The organism is Alkalibacter saccharofermentans DSM 14828, from assembly GCF_900128885.1.
Classification (GTDB): domain Bacteria; phylum Bacillota; class Clostridia; order Eubacteriales; family Alkalibacteraceae; genus Alkalibacter; species Alkalibacter saccharofermentans.
The window spans coordinates 212,670-233,007 of sequence record NZ_FQTU01000002.1 but is presented as its reverse complement, the minus strand read 5'-3'; the positions used below and the strand labels follow the sequence as shown (position 1 = coordinate 233,007).

At 41.1% G+C, this 20,338-nt stretch carries 22 protein-coding genes and 1 pseudogene; 2 read left to right on the top strand and 21 right to left on the bottom strand.

The genetic code is table 11. From position 1 onward, the window contains the following. The 11 genes and pseudogenes from BUB93_RS02960 to hcp form a co-directional block, all read right to left on the bottom strand. A pseudogene (locus tag BUB93_RS02960) lies at positions 1-524 on the bottom strand (mannitol dehydrogenase family protein); the annotation flags it as partial. A 118-nt stretch (positions 525-642) separates the two neighbouring features. Then, the gene (locus tag BUB93_RS02955; RefSeq protein ID WP_073269578.1) at positions 643-1,347 is read right to left on the bottom strand and encodes a GntR family transcriptional regulator; all 705 of its coding nucleotides are present in this window, start codon (positions 1,345-1,347) and stop codon (positions 643-645) included. 93 nt (positions 1,348-1,440) lie between these two features. Then, positions 1,441-2,457 (bottom strand): zinc-binding alcohol dehydrogenase family protein, encoded by a 1,017-nt coding sequence (locus BUB93_RS02950; protein ID WP_073269577.1) that lies wholly within the window; start codon positions 2,455-2,457, stop codon positions 1,441-1,443. Positions 2,458-2,583: 126 nt separating this feature from the next. Beyond that, positions 2,584-3,858: a TRAP transporter large permease gene (locus BUB93_RS02945; protein ID WP_073269576.1), complete on the bottom strand. Its 1,275-nt coding sequence runs from the start codon at positions 3,856-3,858 to the stop codon at positions 2,584-2,586. Next, positions 3,855-4,349 (bottom strand): TRAP transporter small permease, encoded by a 495-nt coding sequence (locus BUB93_RS02940; protein WP_073269575.1) that lies wholly within the window; start codon positions 4,347-4,349, stop codon positions 3,855-3,857. The genes BUB93_RS02945 and BUB93_RS02940 overlap by 4 nt, the downstream gene beginning before the upstream one ends. Positions 4,350-4,501: 152 nt before the next feature. After that, the gene (locus BUB93_RS02935; protein WP_200789383.1) at positions 4,502-5,581 is read right to left on the bottom strand and encodes a TRAP transporter substrate-binding protein; all 1,080 of its coding nucleotides are present in this window, start codon (positions 5,579-5,581) and stop codon (positions 4,502-4,504) included. Positions 5,582-5,749: 168 nt separating this feature from the next. Continuing rightward, positions 5,750-6,112, bottom strand: a complete 363-nt coding sequence (locus tag BUB93_RS02930) for a DUF1667 domain-containing protein (protein WP_073269573.1) — start codon at positions 6,110-6,112, stop codon at positions 5,750-5,752. Beyond that, on the bottom strand, positions 6,109-7,350 hold the full coding sequence (locus BUB93_RS02925) for an NAD(P)/FAD-dependent oxidoreductase (RefSeq protein WP_073269572.1): 1,242 nt from the start codon (positions 7,348-7,350) through the stop codon (positions 6,109-6,111). The genes BUB93_RS02930 and BUB93_RS02925 overlap by 4 nt, the downstream gene beginning before the upstream one ends. Continuing rightward, on the bottom strand, positions 7,334-8,794 hold the full coding sequence (locus BUB93_RS02920) for an NAD(P)/FAD-dependent oxidoreductase (RefSeq protein ID WP_073269571.1): 1,461 nt from the start codon (positions 8,792-8,794) through the stop codon (positions 7,334-7,336). The genes BUB93_RS02925 and BUB93_RS02920 overlap by 17 nt, the downstream gene beginning before the upstream one ends. Positions 8,795-8,985: 191 nt before the next feature. Next, on the bottom strand, positions 8,986-9,651 hold the full coding sequence (locus BUB93_RS02915) for a FadR/GntR family transcriptional regulator (protein ID WP_073269570.1): 666 nt from the start codon (positions 9,649-9,651) through the stop codon (positions 8,986-8,988). A 285-nt stretch (positions 9,652-9,936) separates the two neighbouring features. Continuing rightward, the gene (hcp, locus tag BUB93_RS02910; RefSeq protein ID WP_073269569.1) at positions 9,937-11,502 is read right to left on the bottom strand and encodes a hydroxylamine reductase; all 1,566 of its coding nucleotides are present in this window, start codon (positions 11,500-11,502) and stop codon (positions 9,937-9,939) included. Positions 11,503-11,704: 202 nt separating this feature from the next. Here hcp and BUB93_RS02905 point away from each other — a divergent pair, with 202 nt between their 5' ends. Next, positions 11,705-12,403 (top strand): Crp/Fnr family transcriptional regulator, encoded by a 699-nt coding sequence (locus BUB93_RS02905; RefSeq protein WP_073269568.1) that lies wholly within the window; start codon positions 11,705-11,707, stop codon positions 12,401-12,403. Positions 12,404-12,407: 4 nt separating this feature from the next. Beyond that, a complete protein-coding gene (locus tag BUB93_RS02900) occupies positions 12,408-12,890 on the top strand; it encodes an HD domain-containing protein (protein ID WP_073269567.1) in 483 nt (160 codons plus the stop codon). 263 nt (positions 12,891-13,153) lie between these two features. Here the strand turns inward: BUB93_RS02900 and BUB93_RS02895 are convergent, their stop codons facing one another. The 10 genes from BUB93_RS02895 to BUB93_RS02850 form a co-directional block, all read right to left on the bottom strand. Further along, the gene (locus BUB93_RS02895; protein ID WP_073269566.1) at positions 13,154-14,080 is read right to left on the bottom strand and encodes an alpha/beta hydrolase; all 927 of its coding nucleotides are present in this window, start codon (positions 14,078-14,080) and stop codon (positions 13,154-13,156) included. A gap of 73 nt (positions 14,081-14,153) precedes the next feature. Further along, the gene (locus BUB93_RS02890) at positions 14,154-14,633 is read right to left on the bottom strand and encodes an HD domain-containing protein (protein WP_073269565.1); all 480 of its coding nucleotides are present in this window, start codon (positions 14,631-14,633) and stop codon (positions 14,154-14,156) included. A 1-nt stretch (position 14,634) separates the two neighbouring features. After that, positions 14,635-15,108 (bottom strand): 2-amino-4-hydroxy-6-hydroxymethyldihydropteridine diphosphokinase, encoded by a 474-nt coding sequence (folK, locus tag BUB93_RS02885; RefSeq protein ID WP_073269564.1) that lies wholly within the window; start codon positions 15,106-15,108, stop codon positions 14,635-14,637. Positions 15,109-15,110: 2 nt separating this feature from the next. Further along, entirely contained in the window at positions 15,111-15,470 is a 360-nt protein-coding gene (gene folB / locus BUB93_RS02880) for a dihydroneopterin aldolase (protein ID WP_073269563.1), read from the bottom strand. A gap of 1 nt (position 15,471) precedes the next feature. Then, on the bottom strand, positions 15,472-16,323 hold the full coding sequence (gene folP, locus BUB93_RS02875; RefSeq protein WP_073269562.1) for a dihydropteroate synthase: 852 nt from the start codon (positions 16,321-16,323) through the stop codon (positions 15,472-15,474). Positions 16,324-16,335: 12 nt separating this feature from the next. Next, positions 16,336-16,902, bottom strand: coding sequence for a GTP cyclohydrolase I FolE (gene folE, locus BUB93_RS02870; RefSeq protein WP_073269561.1), 567 nt, complete (start codon positions 16,900-16,902; stop codon positions 16,336-16,338). Positions 16,903-16,907: 5 nt separating this feature from the next. Further along, the gene (locus BUB93_RS02865; RefSeq protein WP_073269560.1) at positions 16,908-17,729 is read right to left on the bottom strand and encodes an aminotransferase class IV; all 822 of its coding nucleotides are present in this window, start codon (positions 17,727-17,729) and stop codon (positions 16,908-16,910) included. Beyond that, positions 17,730-19,133, bottom strand: coding sequence for an aminodeoxychorismate synthase component I (gene pabB / locus BUB93_RS02860; RefSeq protein WP_073269559.1), 1,404 nt, complete (start codon positions 19,131-19,133; stop codon positions 17,730-17,732). Further along, complete coding sequence (locus BUB93_RS02855) at positions 19,130-19,708, bottom strand: anthranilate synthase component II (RefSeq protein WP_073269558.1); 579 nt, start codon at positions 19,706-19,708, stop codon at positions 19,130-19,132. Before BUB93_RS02855 ends, pabB begins: the two co-directional genes overlap by 4 nt. Positions 19,709-19,789: 81 nt before the next feature. Then, positions 19,790-20,269: a DUF1836 domain-containing protein gene (locus BUB93_RS02850; RefSeq protein WP_073269557.1), complete on the bottom strand. Its 480-nt coding sequence runs from the start codon at positions 20,267-20,269 to the stop codon at positions 19,790-19,792. Between the last annotated feature and the right edge of the window lie 69 nt (positions 20,270-20,338).

Here is a 20,338-nt window from a genome sequence, read left to right as displayed (position 1 = left end):
TAGCTTTGGGTGTTTTCGGGGCCAGCTTCAAAATCTGCCTGAACCGCTGGATAGTAGCTCCCTTTATTATCCTTTAGGTTGTATCCTTTTTCTGTTATTGTAAAGCTTACGATCTGTAGGCTTGGGTTTACAAAGATTTCTTTCAGTCTTTTCCAGTCACTTGAATTATCTGGGTCTACAGTCAAGGACTCCATCACGCTCGCCACTACCGTCTTTTCTACTTCTCCCGTTGACTTTAGCGTAACCAATAGGCTCAAGTTGTCGTGGGGCTTGTTCATCTTTTCTATTATTTCATAGTCAAATCCCTCTGCCACAACTATTCCTTTTTGCGCGCTCTTCTCATTAAGGTTGTTCTGGTTCACATTTGCCAAGAATGCCCTGAATATGTTGCCTGCCCCAAAGTGTATCCAGTTGGGGTTTTTAATCGTCTCTGCCTTAACCGCTTCGTAGTCAAAGGCAGGAAGCTTATATGCTTTTTCTTTCCACTCATTGCCCAACTTCAATCCTTCCAGTGTTAACTTCATCTTATCACCTTCATCTTCTATATTTGGTACCCAGCCCTCTTAGTTCTAGTATACTAGTATTGCTATATTGCCCATAAAATCTCCCTTATTAATAGGGAGAACTTCAACAAATAATATATTATAAACCTTGAGTTTTTGACTCATTATTATCAGCTATATATTCCGGATATTTTTCATAGATTATGCTCTTATCTAGCTTATATCTCGTTAAGTGTTCAGTGACTATTTCAATTGCTCTCAACTTGTTTTTTTCTTTAATTGCCCTTAATATTGCATTGTGATCTGCAATGATCTGTTCATAAATATTTCCTTCGTAACTTATTCTTCTCACTCTGTCAAAATGAATTGTTGTATCCTCTACTATCTTTTGAATGAATTCTTTTTTTGCTATCCTATAAATTTCTCTGTGAAAACAATTGTCATAGTGAAGAGATTTGTCATGTACATACTTCATTCCATAAAATACTTCCAAGTCAAGGATTTCTTCCAACTTTCCAATATCCTCTTCACTGGCATATTCACAAGCCAATTCAGTCACCGCTGTCTCAATGGTCAATCTAAAGAATCTTGCTTCTTCGACAATATTATAGTCAATTTTAGAAATAAAGCTCCCTCTTTGGGGTATGATTTCCACTATCTTCATTTTGCTGAGTTCAATCAAGGCTTCCCTTACCGGTGTCCTGCTTATTCCAAGATGCTTTGCAATTTCATTTTCACTCAGCATGCTACCAGGTTTTAAGTCTAGCGATATTATATTTTCTCTAATAACTCTATAGGCATAATCTCTAGCTGCTTCTGACGATTTCCGTTCAATAACCTTCACAGTACCATCCTCTTTCATAAAATAAACTAAGTGAATTATACCACATGCGCTTTATGCGAACAATTGACTATTTTTTCAATACAATCTATATGCTTAAAAAGTTATAACTACTTTTCGTATGCTCGGATCTCGTGAATCTATGAATTTAAAAGCATCAATAATCTCAGAAAAATCAAAGGTATGAGAAATCGATCCGCTCAAATCCAATTTGCCCTCCGCTATCAAATCCAACACATCTTGAAATCTTTTGTTTTGAAGCCTAGATCCCCTAACATCAAGCTCCTTAGCAGTAATTTTCAACTGAGTTATAGGTGAAAGCTCTTCTGAAAATCCCATTGTTATTACACGCCCCGCATTCCCTGTTACATCTAGCAAGAACGGTAATGTCTCCTTTGTACAAGCAGCATCAATAGAAACCGTTGGGCCGTAACCTCCTGTAATTTCTCTGATTTTTTTCTCCGGATATTCTTCAGACATGTCGATAACATAATCTGCGCCAGCTTTCAATGCATCCTCTAACTTATCTTTAAATATATCTGCAACGATGATTTTTGCTCCTGAAAGTCTCGCTATCCTTAGTATGCTGCTTCCCAATGCACCTGCACCCAATATCAGCAACGTGTCTTCTTTATTGAGTTCTGCCCTTTTTATGCATTGAACTGCTATTGTAGACGGTTCAATCATTACAGCATCTTCAAATGATAATTTATCGGGCAATATATAGCAATCCTCTTGATCAACATTAATATATTCTCTAAATCCTCCATGAACATGCACTCCTCTTACCTTAAGATCTTGGCACACATTGCCTCTGCCTATTTTGCAAGCGTAGCACTCTCCACAGTTTATCACCTGATCGACAATGACTCGGTCGCCCTTTTTTACTTTGTCGACCTTTTGTCCTACCTCTTCCACTACTCCCACCATCTCATGACCTATGACTCTCGGGTATGTCGCAACTGCATTGGTGCCATGAAATATGTGCACGTCTGATCCACATATTCCAGCCGCCTTGATTTTAATGATAACCTCTGTTTCGGATTCTAACGTCGGGTTATCCATTTGGATGACTTCCATTCTATATGGCTCATTGACTATTGCTGCTTTCATATTTTCCTCCATTCCAACATTTTTTTCTAAACTGACTCGAGATATAATTACTAATAAGTTGTATTATGTTATTAACTCTAACTAGCCTTCATTTTCTTCAGGCAAGCTTCTTTCTGAACTTACAAATTAATTGAATAAACTCGGCAAGAACAAGCTTATAGCCGGCACGAAGCTAACTAGCATCAATACGGCCAAACTTACTGCCAAGAAAGGCAATACGGCTTTTGATATCTTAATCAATGGTACATCTCCAATACTGGAAGCAACGAACAAGCACACTCCTACAGGGGGCGTAGTCAAACCTATTACCAAGTTAAGCACTGCCATCACGCCAAACTGTATCGGATCCAATCCTATACTGGTTGCAACCGGGAGCAAAACCGGAAATAAGATAATCAATGCTGCGATGGTTTCCATGAATGTCCCAACAAACAGCAGCAGCAGGTTAATCAATAATATTACTATAATTTTATTTGTAGATATTGACAAAATACCTCGTGCTATCATTTGCGGAATCTGCTCACTGGCAAGGATCCATGCAAACAGGTTGGCAAAACCAACGAGAATCATGATAGCTGCCGACATCTTTACCGATTCGATTATAGAACCTGGAAGTTGAGAAAACTTCAGATCTTTGTATATGAACTTTCCAACAATAACGGCATATACTACTGCAATTATCGATGCTTCTGTAGGAGTAAACGCCCCGCTTAATATTCCATAAAGAATCAGAACTGTCAACCCAATAGCCCACACTGCGTCTTTGAAAGTTTTCAATACATATCCAAGTGGCTTACGCTCCCCTTTGGGATGACCCCTTTTTACGCTGATTATATATGATACCACCATCATAGATAGACCTAGTATTATTCCGGGTATGGCCCCTGCAATAAATAGTTTGCCGACAGAAATCCCTGTCAGTGTACCGGCGATGATCATTGGTAAACTTGGAGGAATAATCGGTCCGACAGTTGAGGACGACGCCGTTACTGCTGCAGCAAAATCGGCTTCGTAACCTTCTTCTTTCATGGCTGGTATAAGCATTGCTCCAATACTGGCTGTGTCTGCCAACGCTGTACCAGAAATGCCTGCAAACAACATGGACGCTCCAATATTAGCGAGAGACAGTCCTCCACGAATAAAACCAAAAATTGCATTTGCAAATGCAATTATCCTCTTAGTGATACCACCAGTATTCATAAGGTTTCCGGCGAGTATGAATCCAGGGATACTTACCAATGTGAAGGAATCAATTCCCGAATACATTCTTTGGGCTACAATTGAAAGCGAAATGTCTTCAACAAACAAATACAACAATGAAGAAACGCCTAATGAAAAGGCTACAGGAAGCCCAAAGAAAATCAACACAATAAATGCGACAAATAAAAGCAAAGCCGTCATGCTTCTCTACCTCTTTTCATAAAATCTTGAATATATCTGTACATATTTATAACTCCATAAATCAAAATGAAGAAACTAGCTATCGTTATAGCACTATATGCAATAGACATAGGAATCCCTAGCGTAGGCGACTGTTGCCGCTGACCAAGTTGCACAAGTCCCAAGGACTCTTTAAAGAGTATCGCAAAAAGTCCAATGGTCATAATATGTATGATGATTTCAAAAATGTCTCGAACTTTTCGCGACAAAAGATTCAATAAAATATCCACATTTACAAACTCTTCTTTCTTCATAGCTAGTGGCGCGCCAAATGCCACTGCAAATTTAAACAGGAAACGAGAACCTTCTTCCGTCCATACCAAAGTTACGCTTGGTACAAAGTATCTTGTTATTACTTGCAACAAAACTGTGACGATCAATGCACTGAAAGATAAAAAAGTACCCAATTTCAATATCTTTTCGATAATGTCATTATTTTTCATGATTATCATTATAGCAAAACCAACCCTACTGTAGGTAGATATTGCCGTCCTCCTTTCGATTCAATCGTGAGAGTAATTAAAGAATGTGCCACAATTGCATTATGATTTGAAATAGGATACCTCAAACTCGAGGTACCCTATTAATGAAATTCAACTTGAGTTTATTGTCCTGCTTCTACGATTCTGTTGTAAAGATTCAACTGAGTTTCGCTTAAGAACTCCTCTACCGCAGGAGCCATAGCTTCACGGAACGCTTCTTTGTCTACGTCAGAATTAATTTTCATTCCACGCTCTATTAGTTCAGCTTTGTACTTTTCGATTTCTTCTGAGAACAAATTGTCTGCAAAAACCTGGGTTTCAGCTGCTGCTTCAAGAACAGCCGCTTTATTAGCTTCACTTAATTCAGCGAATTGATCTTCTCCTACTAAAACATAAAGCCATCCATAAACATGCTCTGTCTCGTTAGTGTACTCTTGTACTTCATTGAAATTGGCAGAGTGAATTAAGTCATATGGGTTTTCTTGCCCATTGATTACATTTTGCTGCAGCGCCGTAAACACTTCACTGAACGCCATAACCTGTGGGTTTGCACCTGCTGCCTTCCAAGCTTCAACAAACAATGGCACATTAGGTACTCTCATAGAGAATCCAGCCAAGTCTGCTGGCGTGCTGATTGGATAGTTTGATGTAAGATTTCTAGGAGCACGAACATGGTAGTATAGTGCCTTGAGACCAATCTTTTCAGAGATTTCTGTTTCGATTTCCGCACCGATTTCTCCCTCTACGACTGAACGTAAATGGTCGATGTCGTTGAACGCATATGGCACAGCCATCAAAGCTGCTTTTTCCGCCCAGTTTTGCATGGATTCACCAGAAATCACCATGTCAGCTGTTCCTGATTGAATCATGTTAATGTTGTCGATTTCATTTCCCAACTGCTCATTTGGATAAACGCTAATCGTCACCTGACCATCTGTCTTCTCATTAACAAGATCTGCAAAATGAAGTGCTGTAACATTCCACAAGTGTGTGTCATTCCCCAAGTGACCTAGTCTCCACTCGATGCTTTGCACCTCATCTTCAGAACCATTATCGCCGTTAGTGTCACCATTACCACAACCGATAAACAAGCTTAAAGACAATACTAAAACCAGACCTAGTGCAAATACTTTTGACTTTTTCATTTCCTTTTCCCTCCTAATTAAATCGCTTTTATATCGCTGGCAGCTTTTGCATTGCAAACGCTTCCATCCCGACAAAACCATACTACCATACTAGTGTATTGTTTGTCAACCACCTACGCATGATCTTTGTTTGCTTTTTATTTTCATTCATTTGCTCTCCCATATAATTAAGAGACGACTAGAACGACTTCACCTAGCCGCCAAATTATTACATCATATTGAAGCCTATGCTTTTTCTACGCTTTTAGTACAAATCAAATCCACCCCGAGCCCCAACACATCGGTCAAAATTACCTGCCCCGAGATTACTGGCGCGTCGCATCTAACCTCCTTGATAGTAGCCATCACATCAAAAATTTTATCTCTCGGTATAGGTGCCGTCAATCGGACGCTGGCCAGTTTTAGCTCTCCCCCTTTTACCAAAATCGAGGATGCAATGTTACGATGGGGATCGTTGATCTCTTGATTAACAAATTTTTCACCTTTAGAGCATTTAGCGCCTTCTAATAAAGCAATAGACTTATCCGCCAATTCAACTCTTAGCCTGCAACCGTTTGGACAAAGAATACAAGTCATTTTCCTTCTCATCTCAAAACCACCTCCAGTGGCATTTTTTCCACAACCTGACCTGGATTCAACTGGATCTGAATCATCTCTGCCGGCAAAGCTTCATCTAAGAATAAACTAGCTACCACTGTGCCTTCCTGAAGAACTTCAATCTTCACATTATCTTCAGGCTTTTCAACTCTCATAGACAGGACAGAGCTTTCGTTAAGCGACACTTTCTTGGGCACTACATATGAAATCCCTTCACCTGCATTCACGTCGGTTAATAATTGCCCGTTAATTCCGGCTTTTAAATATTTGACTACGCCTTTGGCCAACCTCTCTGCTTCAAGAGATACGTAGTCTACTAAATCATGTACGTGAAGTACATTTCCTGCAGCAAAAATTCCCGGTGTTGAAGTCTGATACGAATCATCAACTATCGGTCCTTTTGTCTTCGGATCCAAAATCACACCTGCCATTTTAGAAATCTCGTTTTCAGGAATCAATCCTACAGATAGAACTAAAGTGTCACAAGGATAATAGGAATCAGTCCCTGGAATCACCTGTAATTTCTCATCCACCTGTGATACCGTTACCCCCTCGATTCGCTTTCCACCATGTATTTTTGTAATCGTGTGAGAAAGAAAAAGAAGTATGCCATAGTCGTTTAGACACTGCTCCACGTTTCGTTCAAGACCACTGGGGTACGGAAGAATCTCAAATACACCTTCAACTTTGGATCCCTCCAACGCAAGCCTCCTGGCCATAATTAAACCGATGTCTCCAGATCCCAAAATCACTACACGTTTCCCAATCATAGTGTTGTACAGGTTTATGTAGGACTGGGCTACCCCGGCGGTATATACTCCACCAGGTCTTTCACCCGGAATTTGAAGGGCTCCCCGCGTCCGCTCCCGACATCCCATTGACAAGACTACACTCTCTGCTTTCCATGTCATAAGCCCGTTCTTTGAGGCTCCACGAACAACTCTGTCTTTTGTTATCTCCAGTACTGTTGTATCTGTTACATATTCAATCTTTCTTTTTTCAACTTCATCTATGAAGCGTTGTGCATATTCCGGACCGCTTAACGATTCTTTAAATCGTGTAAGTCCAAATCCATCGTGTATACACTGTCTTAAAATGCCACCTAATTTTCTTTCCCGTTCAACAATCAAGAGATCTTTAATACCTTGATCATGCATAGCAATAGCAGCAGCCAGACCTGCCGGACCACCACCTATAATGACCACGCGTTTGTTAATCATTTCCGTCATTTCGAACCCTCCCTTTAAACATCTCCGACTTCTCTCTTGAGTACAAAACTTCCTTTATGTCTAAGCCTTTTTCGTCCTGCAATAGCTGCGCAATACGCATCTGGCAATAACCGCCTTGGCAACGCCCCATCATCGAGCGTGTTCGGTACTTGATGCCAGTCATGGTTTCCACTCCTAAAGGATTGCGTATAGCATCTAAAATTTCAGCTTTAGTTACCGTTTCACATCTACAGATAATTTCCCCATAATCCGGATTTTCAGAAATCAATGCCGCTTGCTTATCTACTGACGCCTCAAAAAATCTAGTGATTCTTTTTCTAATAGGATCAAAAGATTCCCGAAGACCTGGCTTTTCTTGATCTACCAAAAGTTTGACTGCCCTACGCGCAATCGGCAGAGCCGCAGAAAGCCCAGGAGATTCGATTCCTACTAGATTTACAGTATTTGGTGCTTCTTCCCTTGCTTCTATTACAAAATCTTTCAAAACATCCTCACGGTTGAGCCATGTAGGTTGAATCCCAGCATAATTTCGAATAAAATCCTCTTTGTGTATATGCGGCCACAAAGTAGAAGCATCATCCACTAAATATTCCATATTTCGTTTCTCTACCCCGTAATCATCTAGCGCTACGACTCTGTCGGCATCCGGTCCTACTGTGACATTGCCCTCTACAGTAGGAGTCACGTGTATTCCCATATAGGAAGTTGACGGCACCGGATAAACCGGCATTGGCAGAAGAGGTCCAACCGAATTATCCAACACTATGTAGTGTCCTCGTGTACCAGCCATTTGATATCCTCTAATCCCCAGCATATCAGATATAGCCACTGCCCCTAAACCTGCTGCATTTATTATCCATCTTGTGCCGTAATCTCCATTTAGAGTTTCCACTATATAAAAACCGGCTTCTTCAGTTCTAATTCCTGTGACTTCTCTCTTAAAATGATACTCCACCCCATTTTTTACCGCATTTTCAGCCAACCCTATCGTGTACTGGAACGGATCTAATATGCCGCTCATGGGAGAATACATGGCAAACTTACCGATTACGGTTGGAACTAGTTCCTTCAACTTTTTCTCATCAATCAGTTCCAATCCCACAGCTCCATTAATTTCACCAATCTGCATAATTCTATTCAAGCTTTCTAAATCCTCTGAAGTATTTCCAACCAACACTTTTCCCGTACGTCTAAATGGCACATCCAATTCTTTTGCCACTTGGTCAAACTCCAAACAGCCCTCCACACAGAGAGCCGCTTTGTTGGTTCCAACTTCGTAAGCAAATCCTCCGTGGAGCACTGCAGAGTTTCTGCCGCTCATTTCCAGACATACGTCCGGATTTTTTTCAATCACACCAATCTTTAGCTCATAGCGTGACAACTCCCTAGCAATCGCGCTTCCAATGACTCCACCACCGATGATAAGCACATCATATGTTTCCATCCTAATAAACCTCCATTTTGCCTTTTTATTCAACTTATCCCCACCAAAGAATAAATACTCAAACATTCATCCTATGTATTATCTATATTATCATACTTTAAATCGTTTTTTCAACACTTCGTTTCATTTAAACGATGTATTCATCCCATGTTTTTTAAGCGAAAAAATCTCGCCCTTCCGGCGAGATTTAGTTATTCTTTTTTATATCGTTGTATGTTGTATAGCAAATGGTAACTCATGGCTTGCTCCGCATCAACCGCTTTTCCGTTCTTAACCGCCATCAAAATGTTTCTGTGCGTTTCTACAGTTTGCCGATATTCCTGCTCGGAGACATTGGAAGAAAAGGCTTCAACTCCCTGACAAATAACGGGAATCAGGTTCTTCATGACTAGATTTTTCGTGCAATCGGCAAGCTTTGCGTGAAAAGCGCGGTCTTTTTCAGAAAAATCTTTACCCTCTTCAATCATTCTTTCGACCTCCTCACACAACAAGGTCAATTGTTGGATATCTTTTTCAGTGGCATTTTGCGCAGCTAATGCAGCTATAGCCGGCTCAACAATTAGCCTTACTTGCATTAGGTCTGTCACCAGCTTCCTTTGATCTTCCATAAAGGAAAATCCCAGCGGGTCTTCCACCATTCCAGGTTTATCCGTCAGAAACGTACCTGCACCTTGCTTTATTCTCAATATATTTCTGGAAGCCAATACTCTTACCGCTTCTCGAACTGTATTCCTTCCTACACCCAGTTTCTCCGACAACTCATATTCGTTAGGCAGCTTTTCCCCTTCCACCAATCCTTCCTCTCGGATATAGATTAATAGTTCTTGCGCAGCCCGTTCAGCCAACGTTTTATTCATTACAGCTTCCTCCAAGTATCAAATAATTTCTTCTTGTTTAATTATTACAGAATGATCCTGCCTATGCAACAAATTTCGCCCAACACAAAAGAACCTCCCCGGTTCTGCTGCCGGGAAGGCTCTCATCTAAAGGCATATGTCAATGTAGTACTTGTACTCAAGGTTTCCGTTTCTCATTGTGGAACTATGTTTTATATTTTACACCTTTTTAATGTCCAAGTCAAGCATCTTTAGAAATACTTTTTAAAAAGCCCGCCTTTTAAAAAGGCGAGCTTTAAATTTAACTTATCCCAAAATCGCAGCCAAGTCAGCTTCCGGTGTGCTGATAGGCGTTAGGTCAAACTTCTCAACCAGCACGTTAAGCACTGTTGGGGAGAAGAAAGCCGGCAATGTGGGTCCTATGTAAATATTTTTGATTCCCAGAGCAAGAAGAGTAAGGAGTATACAAACTGCTTTTTGCTCATACCAGGAAAGAACCAAAGTAAGGGGAAGTTCGTTTACTTCACATTCAAATGCTTGCGAAAGGGCTACCGCAACTTGAATCGCAGAGTAGGCATCGTTGCACTGACCCATATCCATGATTCTTGGCAGTCCACCTATTTCTCCGATGTTCATGTCGTTAAACCTGAACTTGCCACATGCAAGGGTAAGTATAACGGTATCCTTTGGAGTCTGCTCCACAAATTCAGTATAGTAGTTTCTGCCGGGTTTCGCTCCGTCACAACCACCTACAAGGAAGAAGTGCTTTATCGCTCCGCTTTTAACAGCATCAATTACTGTATCTGCTACACCCAATACCGTATTTCTTGCAAAGCCTGTAGTCATAGTGTCTCCACCGTTTATTCCTGTCAGGTTTTGAATTTCACTGAATCCTCCAAGCTCCAAGGCCTTATCTATTACAGGTGAGAAGTCCTTGACTCCGCTTTCGCCATCCGGAATATGTACCAGCTCGGGGTAGGCTACCACAGCAGTTGTAAATATTCTGTCTTTATAATTATTTTTTGGAGGCATCAAACAGTTTGTAGTAAACAATACCGGTCCGGGAATATTTTCAAATTCCTTCTGCTGGTTCTGCCATGCAGTTCCAAAGTTGCCTTTAAGATGAGCGTATTTTTTAAGCTCAGGGTATCCATGTGCAGGAAGCATTTCCCCGTGGGTATAGATGTTTATTCCCTTGCCTTCAGTTTGGTCCAAAAGTTGTTTTAGATCAAGAAGGTCGTGTCCTGTCACAACTATGAAAGGTCCCGATTCTATCTTCGTAGTAACCGGAGTGGGCACGGGGTGTCCGTATGCCCCTGTATTAGCTTCGTCCAAAAGACCCATACATTTAAGGTTGACCATTCCAAATTCCATCAAAAGACCTAGCCACTCTTCAACTGAGTGCTCTTCTCCCAAAGCCTTCATTCCCTTGTAGAACCACGATGTAACCTCAGGATCATCTTTTCCTAGAACATGGGCGTGATATGCGTAAGCAGCCATTCCTCTTAGGCCAAGAAGAAGGGTAGATCTTAGTGATACTATATCTTCATTGCCTGTCCAAAGCTCTGTCCAAGGATAATTTTCGGCTCCGCCGTATAGTGCTTTTTCAGCTTCGACTTCAACTATCAACTCTTCTACTCTATTTTCATCAAAATTAACATTAGTAACTTCGGTGAATAGAGACTTCATCATAAGTTCATCTGCATTTTTACTAGGAGTTTTCCCATCAACAGCTCGAGCTAGCCCGATAGTTGCAGCAGTAAGTTCATCCTGTTTATTTGAGACTACAGCATTTTTGCCGCATGCCCCTACCTTCGTGCAACCCTTACCACCTACTGTTTGCTCACATTGAAAACAAAACATGTCTGACATTAAAATTCCTCCTTAATATTTAATCAACAAAAAGTAAACGTTTAACATTTTACCCACTGCCACAGTATAATAATTACCCTTAATGGTATTTATTAAACTTTTACCTATTCCAATCCAATGGCTTTAATTTATAGTTTGATTATATTATAATAATATCATCAATTCAGTAATCGAGGATACCAACTTATCGGAGGTCCATATAATGTACGAGAAATATTTAGACATTTTCGCCAGCTCTCAACTTTTTAAAAACGTAGCTCGTGACAACACAGAAGTCGTGCTTGGCTGCTTTAAACCCGAAAAAAAAATTTACCACAAAAACAACCCTATACTTTGCACCGGCGATGCCTACAAGGGAATTGGAATGGTCTTGGAAGGCAGCCTGATTATGTACAAGGATACTTTCGATGGAGATCGAATTACCATCAAGGAGTTTGAGCCCGGCAATTACTTTGGAGAGCTTCTTGCTTTTTCAGACCAAAAAAACTGGCCATATTCAATTTGTGCTAAGACTGATTCGATAGTAATCTTCTTTTCACCGGACAAAATCGGGGGTCCGTGCGTTAATCACTGCTCTCATCACAGCACCCTCATTAGAAATATGCTCGGGATATTAAGCGACAGCTATATCGAAACAGATAATCGTTTAGCCTACTTGAAGATCAAGAGCGCTTCCGCAAAGATATCACTGTATATTTTAAATGCCTCCAAAGATAACGAAAACCCCAGCAAAATCTCGTTGGATATGAACAGATCGGAACTAGCCGTCTATCTCGGCCTGACAAGACCCACCCTTTCCCGAGAGCTTTGCAGTCTGAGAGACTTAGGTGCGATAGCTTTTGACAAAAATAACATTACAATTATTGATTTAGATAAATTAAAAGAGAAAGTATGGTCGTGATAATATGATAGCTGAAACAATCCTAAGGATGATTGAATACTTCAACGGTGATGGGAAAAGGATCAATCATGCACTTAAAGTTTATTCCTTTGCTTCCACCATTGGAGAAGCAGAAACACTCGAAGCAGAAGAACTGAAAAATTTGAAACTCGCTTCGATACTCCATGATATCGGAATTTTAGAGAGCGAAAAGAAATACAACTCCTCATCCGGCAAATACCAGGAACTCGAAGGACCTCCAATTGCAAAAGATTTATTGGATGGATTTGGTTTAAGCGATGCATCCCTCGACAGGATACTTTATTTGATAGGAAACCACCACTCTTACGGCAAGATTGATGGACTTGACTTTCAGATTCTCGTCGAAGCAGACTTTTTGGTAAATATATATGAAGATATTATGGACAGGGGTGCTATTGAATCTATACGAAAAAAAATCTTCAAAACCACAACCGGACTGAAGATTTTTAACAGCATGTATGGATAAGATGCAAGCTATAAGTTGTAAGTATCCATGAATTTCTTTGGTGTCTGCGGTCCGGCATGGGAACCGGACCCTACAACTAAAATGTCAAACGGTCGTTGAGCACTCGGAAAACAATTGTTTAACAACAATTCAGCGCATGCATTGCCAATTAAGAATTCCCCTGAGATTACTCGCGTTGCTCAAAATGACAGATATTTATATGTGCCGGAATATGTGATTTCCTAACCCAATTTCTAGTTTCAAACTCGCTGCTCTTTCCGCATTCAACGGAAGCTTGTCTGTAATTTTTCGTTAAATTCAGGATCTTTTACGAATTTTCCGATTCCTTCCACAGCTTCCCTGCTTTCAGGGAGCACAAGATAAAAAAACTGCCAAACGTGGAACATCTTCTTCCATACTTCAAACCTGACAGTTACCTTAGAATTTTTAAGCTTATGGACCAATCTTGCCGAATCGTCATACAGCATCTCTTCAGTGCCAACCTGAATCATTACCGGAGGAAATCCTGTGAAGTCACCAAACAAAGGAGAAATTAAAAAATCTGCAGGATCATGATCTCCATAGTAAAGCTTGGCACACTTTTTTACCACTTTAGGATTCAAAATAGAATCTCGCTTTGCCCTTCCTTTAAAGCTCTCTCCGCTTAACGTAAGGTCAGTCCACGGTGACATGCAGACAAATCCCGAGGGCATATCCAAACCCAGCTCCTTAATCTTAAGACCGGTAGCCAAAGCCAAGCCTCCTCCCGCCGAATCTCCCATTATAAATATGTCTTTTGCCTTGTAGCCATTATCCAACAGCCACATATACGCCATCATGCTGTCTTCAATTGCCCCAGGATATGGATTTTCAGGTGCTAATCTATAATTTATTATAAGAAGCTGGCTGTTGCAGACATCAGCCAGCTTTCTCGCTAAAATCCTGTAGGATTTTACAGATCCGGTACAATAAGTTCCTCCGTGAAGGTAAAGTATTATCCTGCCGGGAACCATGTTTTCCGCTTCTATCAACTGGCCTTTTATATTGCCTATTTTTACGTCGGTAAATTCACCTCCGGGTATAAGGTTGAGAATAGCCGCACGGCGCTCCTGCAAGCGCCTCTTTGATTTTATGCTTCTGTATCTGAAAACAGCCTTTAGTTTGTGTCTTCTAAGTATCTTTTTTATTACTGCGTTTTGCCAGCTTGACATGGCTATCACCCCCTTATTAAACGAAAAAGTATTTCCTTTCCAACTTTCTAACCTTCCACTTTCTGCTTTATGCTCAGTACAACAAATACGGCTTTTCACCATTTTGGAACTTTTTGCACTCTCCGATTTCCCCGCAATCATAACACATCCTGGAGAGATTGTCCGCCCTGGATAAAACGGAACCTAATGGGCACTTTTTCTCGTCTTTGAGCCTATGAGCGGCAATGGCATCTTTAATCATATCTATTTCTTCGGCATCATATCCACAGTCTTCAAGTATTTCAGAGCACATGAGGGCACTTTCTACGGCATGGTCTGCGCCTGACTCGTACTCGGCCCATCTTCCGATATCATGAAGAAGTCCTGCTCCGTAAACGACTTCCTTATTCAGGCTTAAATTTTCTTCCAAAACCAGAATCCATGATATTCTACATACATCAAGAAAATGTATGAGATCATGCTTGCAGAAGCTTCTGTACTCCTCCCACTTTGCAATTTTCCCTAGGTAGCTTTTGTACAATTCGTGTGAAATTATTTTATTAACTCGGTCCATATCAGTCTCCCAATTTTCTTATCTGCTCACCTTCGAGCCTATCCATGATTTCTTTTAAATGGACATCTCCCACCATCAAGTCCGGTTCTACCTCAAAAAGAGGAACGACTACAAATGCGCGTTCCTTCATCCTGGGATGAGGAACAGCCAGAGTTTCGTCGGTTGATTCAAAATCCTGATACAATAAAATATCTATATCTATAATCCGGGGACCAAATCGCACCGTCTTGACTCTCTTCATATCGTTTTCGATTTCTTGACAAAACTTCAGAAGCTCCCAAGGTTTCAAATCCGTCTTTGCCTTTAATGCTATATTTATAAACCAGTCCTGGTCAACATACCCTACTGGCTCGGTTTCGTAATAGGACGATACCTTTATTATTTCAATTTTTTCTTTTAAGAGCTCCAAGGCTCTTTCAATATTTTTTTTGGCATCTCCTATGTTGCTGCCTATGCTCAGGTAAATGTCCTTCACTGTTATCTCTCCCTGGTCACCTCTACCGCCATGTAATCAAATATTCCTTCAACTGGGGCTTCTGGTTTTTTTACCTGCACCTTCATCTTTTGTATCAGGTTAAAGTTTTGCAAAACCTCTAAACATATATTTTCCGCAAGTGCCTCTATAAGGTCGTACCGTTTATTCTCAATTTGATCTTTTATTTTGTTGTAAATCCTCCCATAATGGGCTGTCTTAGTTAAATCATCTGTAATTCCTGCTTCTTTAAGATCTAGATACAAAGTGACATCAACATAGAACCTTTGACCCAGCCTTTTTTCTTCATCCATAACTCCATGGCGGGCAAAGAAAGCCATGTTCTTCATAATTATCTTATCCATTTCATTTCCTCACAATCGAATCTGCGACTTTTGCAGCCTGGGCATTTTCCAAAACATCGTGCACCCTTACGATGTCCATCCCCTGCATGACTCCCATGACAGTCGTGGCTACTGTTCCTACACACCTTTCCCTAGGGGGAACATCCAAGATTTTGCCTATCATGGATTTTCTGGAGGTCCCAAGCAAAACAGGGTATCCCATATCTCTTATTTCTGAAAGCCTTGCCATCATCTCCATGTTCTGCTCCGGAGTCTTTCCAAATCCTATACCCGGATCGAGAATGATATTTTCTTTTTTCAAGCCGCCTTTAATAGCTATGTTTATAGATTCCTTTAGAAAATCAACAACACTGGCCACCATGTCACCATGATATTCAGTTCCGTCCTGGTTATGCATCACTATTACAGGCACCTGGTATTTGGCTGCCACGGCGATCATCTCTTTATCCTTCTGCAAACCCCAAATGTCGTTTATGATGTGGCCCCCGTTTTTTATTGCCTCTTCAGCAACCGTCGCCTTAGTGGTGTCAACGGATATAATCGCCTCAGTCTCTTCTTTTAGCCGCTTGATTACAGGAACGATTCTTCTTATCTCTTCATCTTCGGGTACGGAAGTGAAGCCCGGTCTAGTTGATTCGCCGCCAACATCTATCATGTGGGCTCCCTCTGCAAGCATTTTCTTGGCATGCTCCACAGCTTTATCCGTATCTACAAAATCGCCTCCGTCCGAAAAAGAATCCGGAGTGACGTTTAAAATGCCCATTATGTAAGTCTTGTCTCCAAATATCAGACTTTTTTCTCCTATCTTGAGCTCTGTCTTGTTGATATCTATTTTTATCGTCTTTTTATTCATATCAAGCTCCTGCTATTTCCCGAAATTTATAAAAGACATGACTTCTGATCTAGCCTTGGCATCGGATTCAAAAACTCCTCTGACTGCAGATGTTATAGTCTTTGAACCGGGCTTTTTTACGCCTCTCATGGTCATGCACATGTGTTCTGCCTCTACGACGACGATTACTCCGTAGGGTTCAAGCTTTCTTTGTATCGTGTCCGCAACCGTAGCCGTCAACCTTTCTTGAAGCTGCGGTCTTTTAGCCACCGTCTCAACGACTCTAGCCAATTTACTTAGACCTGTCAATTTACCGTTTTTAGGCAGATACCCGACATGGGCCTTGCCGAAAAACGGTACCAGGTGATGCTCGCAGACTGAGTAAAAAGGAATATCTTTAATCAATACCAGCTCTTCATACTTTTCCTGCTGAAAGTATATCTCCAGATGGTCTGCCGGATTTTCATTTAACCCTGAAAAAATCTCTTCATACATTTTGGCTATTCGCTTCGGGGTGTCGACGAGTCCCTCTCTATCGGGATTTTCTCCCACTGCAAAGAGTATCTCCCTAACCGCTTTTTCTATTCTTTCTTTATCCATAACCCTTACCTCCTATTTGTCAGATCGGTGTTTTTCAATTTTTCATAAAGCATCCTAGTTCCCTGACCAAAAAAATCTATCAGATCATCTCCTACCCTACAAACGGGCATGATTCCCACGAGGGAATTAGTGAGAAATATTTCTTGGATATCATGAAATTCTTCTTTTGTCATCTTGCCTTTCTCTATCTTAAGACCAGCTTCTGAAGCTATATCTATGACAACTTTTCGCATTATCCCGCTGAGAATCCCACAATTATCATCCGGTGTAAATAAAGTTTGACCTTTAAAACAAAATACGTTTGTAAATGATCCTTCTGCCAGATATCCCTCTGTGTTGAAAAACAGCGCTTCGTCGAATCCGGACCGTTTCGCTTTTTCAAGCTCTATCATATTTTCTAAATAGTTGTCGCTTTTGACCCTCACTAAATTGCTGGTGTGGTTTCTTGCAACATCTGATACTGCTAATGAAAAGCCCTTGACGTACTTATCTGCAGAATATGTGAACTTTCTCCTGCTTATGGCCACGCAAGTTTCATTCACATCTTTCACAGCCGAAATCTTAATCACTCCGCTGGCTTCATCGTATAAATCCATAAGCTTCTTACAGTATCCTTCAATCTCAGCGTCGGAAGGATTTATTTCCAACCCAATGACACCGGCACCCTCTCGGAGCCTATCCATATGAGCAGAAAACATCTCAAGCTCTTTTTCCGTATACTTCAATGTTTCAAAAACGCCCCAACCGTACATGACTCCCGGCGATACCACAGGTATTTTTGCCTCGTCTATTTGGAGCAAGTTTCCGTTTATCGATACCCATTCCATTTAATCACCCAACTTGTTTGCTATTTCAATGCTTTTCATCAAAGCAGCCGCCTTATGATATGTCTCTTCGTACTCAAGCTCGTTGTCAGAATCCCAAACTATTCCGCCGCCGGCTTGAAAGTACGCTTTTTTGCCCTTGCACAATATAGTTCTGATGACGATATTCAAATCCATGTCTCCATTAAAATCCAAATACCCGATGGATCCGGTGTATATGTTTCTCTCAGTAGGCTCCAGCTCGTCTATTATTTCCATGGCCCTTATCTTGGGCGCTCCTGTGATGGACCCCCCCGGAAACGTTGCCTTTACTAAATCCACAGCCTGGGCTTGTTCTTTTAATTCAGCCTTAACTGTAGATACGAGATGGAATACGGTTGGGTAGGTTTCTATATTGTAAAGCTCCGTCACCTCTACGCTTCCTGTCTTCGCGACTCTTCCCAGGTCGTTTCTCTCTAAATCTACTATCATCAGCAGCTCCGCCTTATCCTTTTCGCTTGCTGACAAGGCTTTTTTATTCGCCTCATCTTCAGCAGCCGTCTTGCCTCTGGGAAGGGTACCCTTTATAGGTCTAGTCTCTGCATTTTTTCCAGTCAATCTCATGAAGCGTTCAGGGGAGCTACTGACAATGACCCCTTCATCCATGGGTATGAATGAAGCGAACGGCGCGGGGTTGACTTTTCTAAGTACCCTGTAGAGTTTTTCCGGAGTAGTCTTAAGGTCAGCTGTAAATCTCTGAGTCAAGTTGGTCTGGTATATATCTCCCTGTCTGATATATTCATGGATTTTGTCAAGGGCCTTCAAATAATCTTCCTTAGTAAAGTTCGAGGTAAAGCTCGTCTCCTCCCGATCCTGTGGATCAAACCCAATATCAGAAGATACAGCGCCGCTTTTTTCGAAATAAGTTTTAACCCTTTTGCAGATCCCATCAAGTATTGATTCTTTTTTGCCGGTAATTCCATATGTAGCCGCATAAGTCTTTTTATCTCGATGATCTATAATAACCGTCTCGTCGTAAAACCCAAAATGCATATCGCATATATCCACGTCTTTTGCCGCTGTACGGGGAAGCTTCTCAAGAAGGTTTTTTAAATCGTAAGAAAAATACCCCACGGCGCCTCCTGTAAAAGGCAGGGTTCTCTCAGATATTTGCCTGTACTTTTCCATATATTCTTTAAGCAAATCAAAAGGATCTGCTTCCGACACTTCGACTTTGCCGCCATGTTTTACTTCCACAGAGCCTTCTTTGCTTTTAAAAAGCAGGAAAGGGTCCCATCCGATAATCGAATATCTGCCCAAGTCGTCGTGGCACATTCCGCTTTCCAGTAAAAACGGATATGGTTCGTCCTTAAAGCAAGAAAACAAGGCAAAGGCATCCACGTATATGCCGTCAATTTCTCTTATCATGCTTTGCCTCCTTGCATCTCCCAAAAATTTCTTAAAAGCTCCATGCCCATCTCCGTCAAAATCGCTTCAGGATGAAACTGTATGCCTTCCACCGGAAGACTTTTATGCCTAATTCCCATGATCTCACCCTCGTCTGTCTCACAGGTTATTTCAAACAAATCCGGAAGCGTGTCTCTCTCAACTACAAGAGAATGATACCGCGTAACCTTTAGCGGGTTTTTAATTCCGTTAAATATACCTTTTCCATTGTGAGCAACTTCGTTTACCTTGCCATGAACCGGCTGACGCGCCGTAACTATCTTGCCTCCGAATGCTTGGGCTATTGTTTGATGCCCCAGGCAAATCCCCAAGATTGGTATTTCCCCTTTAAATTCTTTAACCAGCTCAAGTGATATCCCTGCATCCTCGGGCCTTCCCGGTCCTGGTGATATCACGATCACATCCGGCTTTAACTCTCTTATTTCTTCAACAGTTATCTTGTCATTTCGCGCCACATTCACTTTTGGACCGATGCACTCGATATACTGCACCAAATTGTATGTAAATGAATCATAATTGTCAATCATCAATATCAATAGCATATCCTCCTATAGCCTGTATATATAGGTTTTCTTCAGTTTCATTCATTATAATACAGCAGCGGTGTTCATACAATATCAATCCTTGCCGCTTAGGCATTTATCTTTGAGTGCTCTCTTTGCCATACGCTTATAGTAGTCTGACATGATTATGGATTTTATTATGTTTTGCCAATCGTCTCTTGCAGACCGGTCGCCCAAATCTGCTTCTTCCATTTTCAAGCAGGCATTTCGATAGGAGGCATAAAACTCATCTTTTAGAGCGAACTTTTCTTTTATCCGGAAAAGCTCTGCAATTTCCTCTATAGATAAAACATTCTTGAAATGACACGCCATCATCAGGTCCATAATCTGGCTCTTAGAGTATTTTTTCTTTTCAGGCTTTTCAATAAGACCTGCTTTTACGTAGTTGTTTACCATCGTCTTTGTGATTATGGCTTTGTCACCTTCCCACTTCAAAGGCGCGAGCCTGAGCTCTAGATACTCTATCATCTGATCCATGTAGAGTTTGATGTCTGGTATTTGTGAAATTTCCGGGGGTTCGTAGTATTTTTCCATGTTATGATATCACCTCAGGCTTGATCTAGTTTTCGTTACTAGTTTAAACAGTATTTTATGTTGACTTTT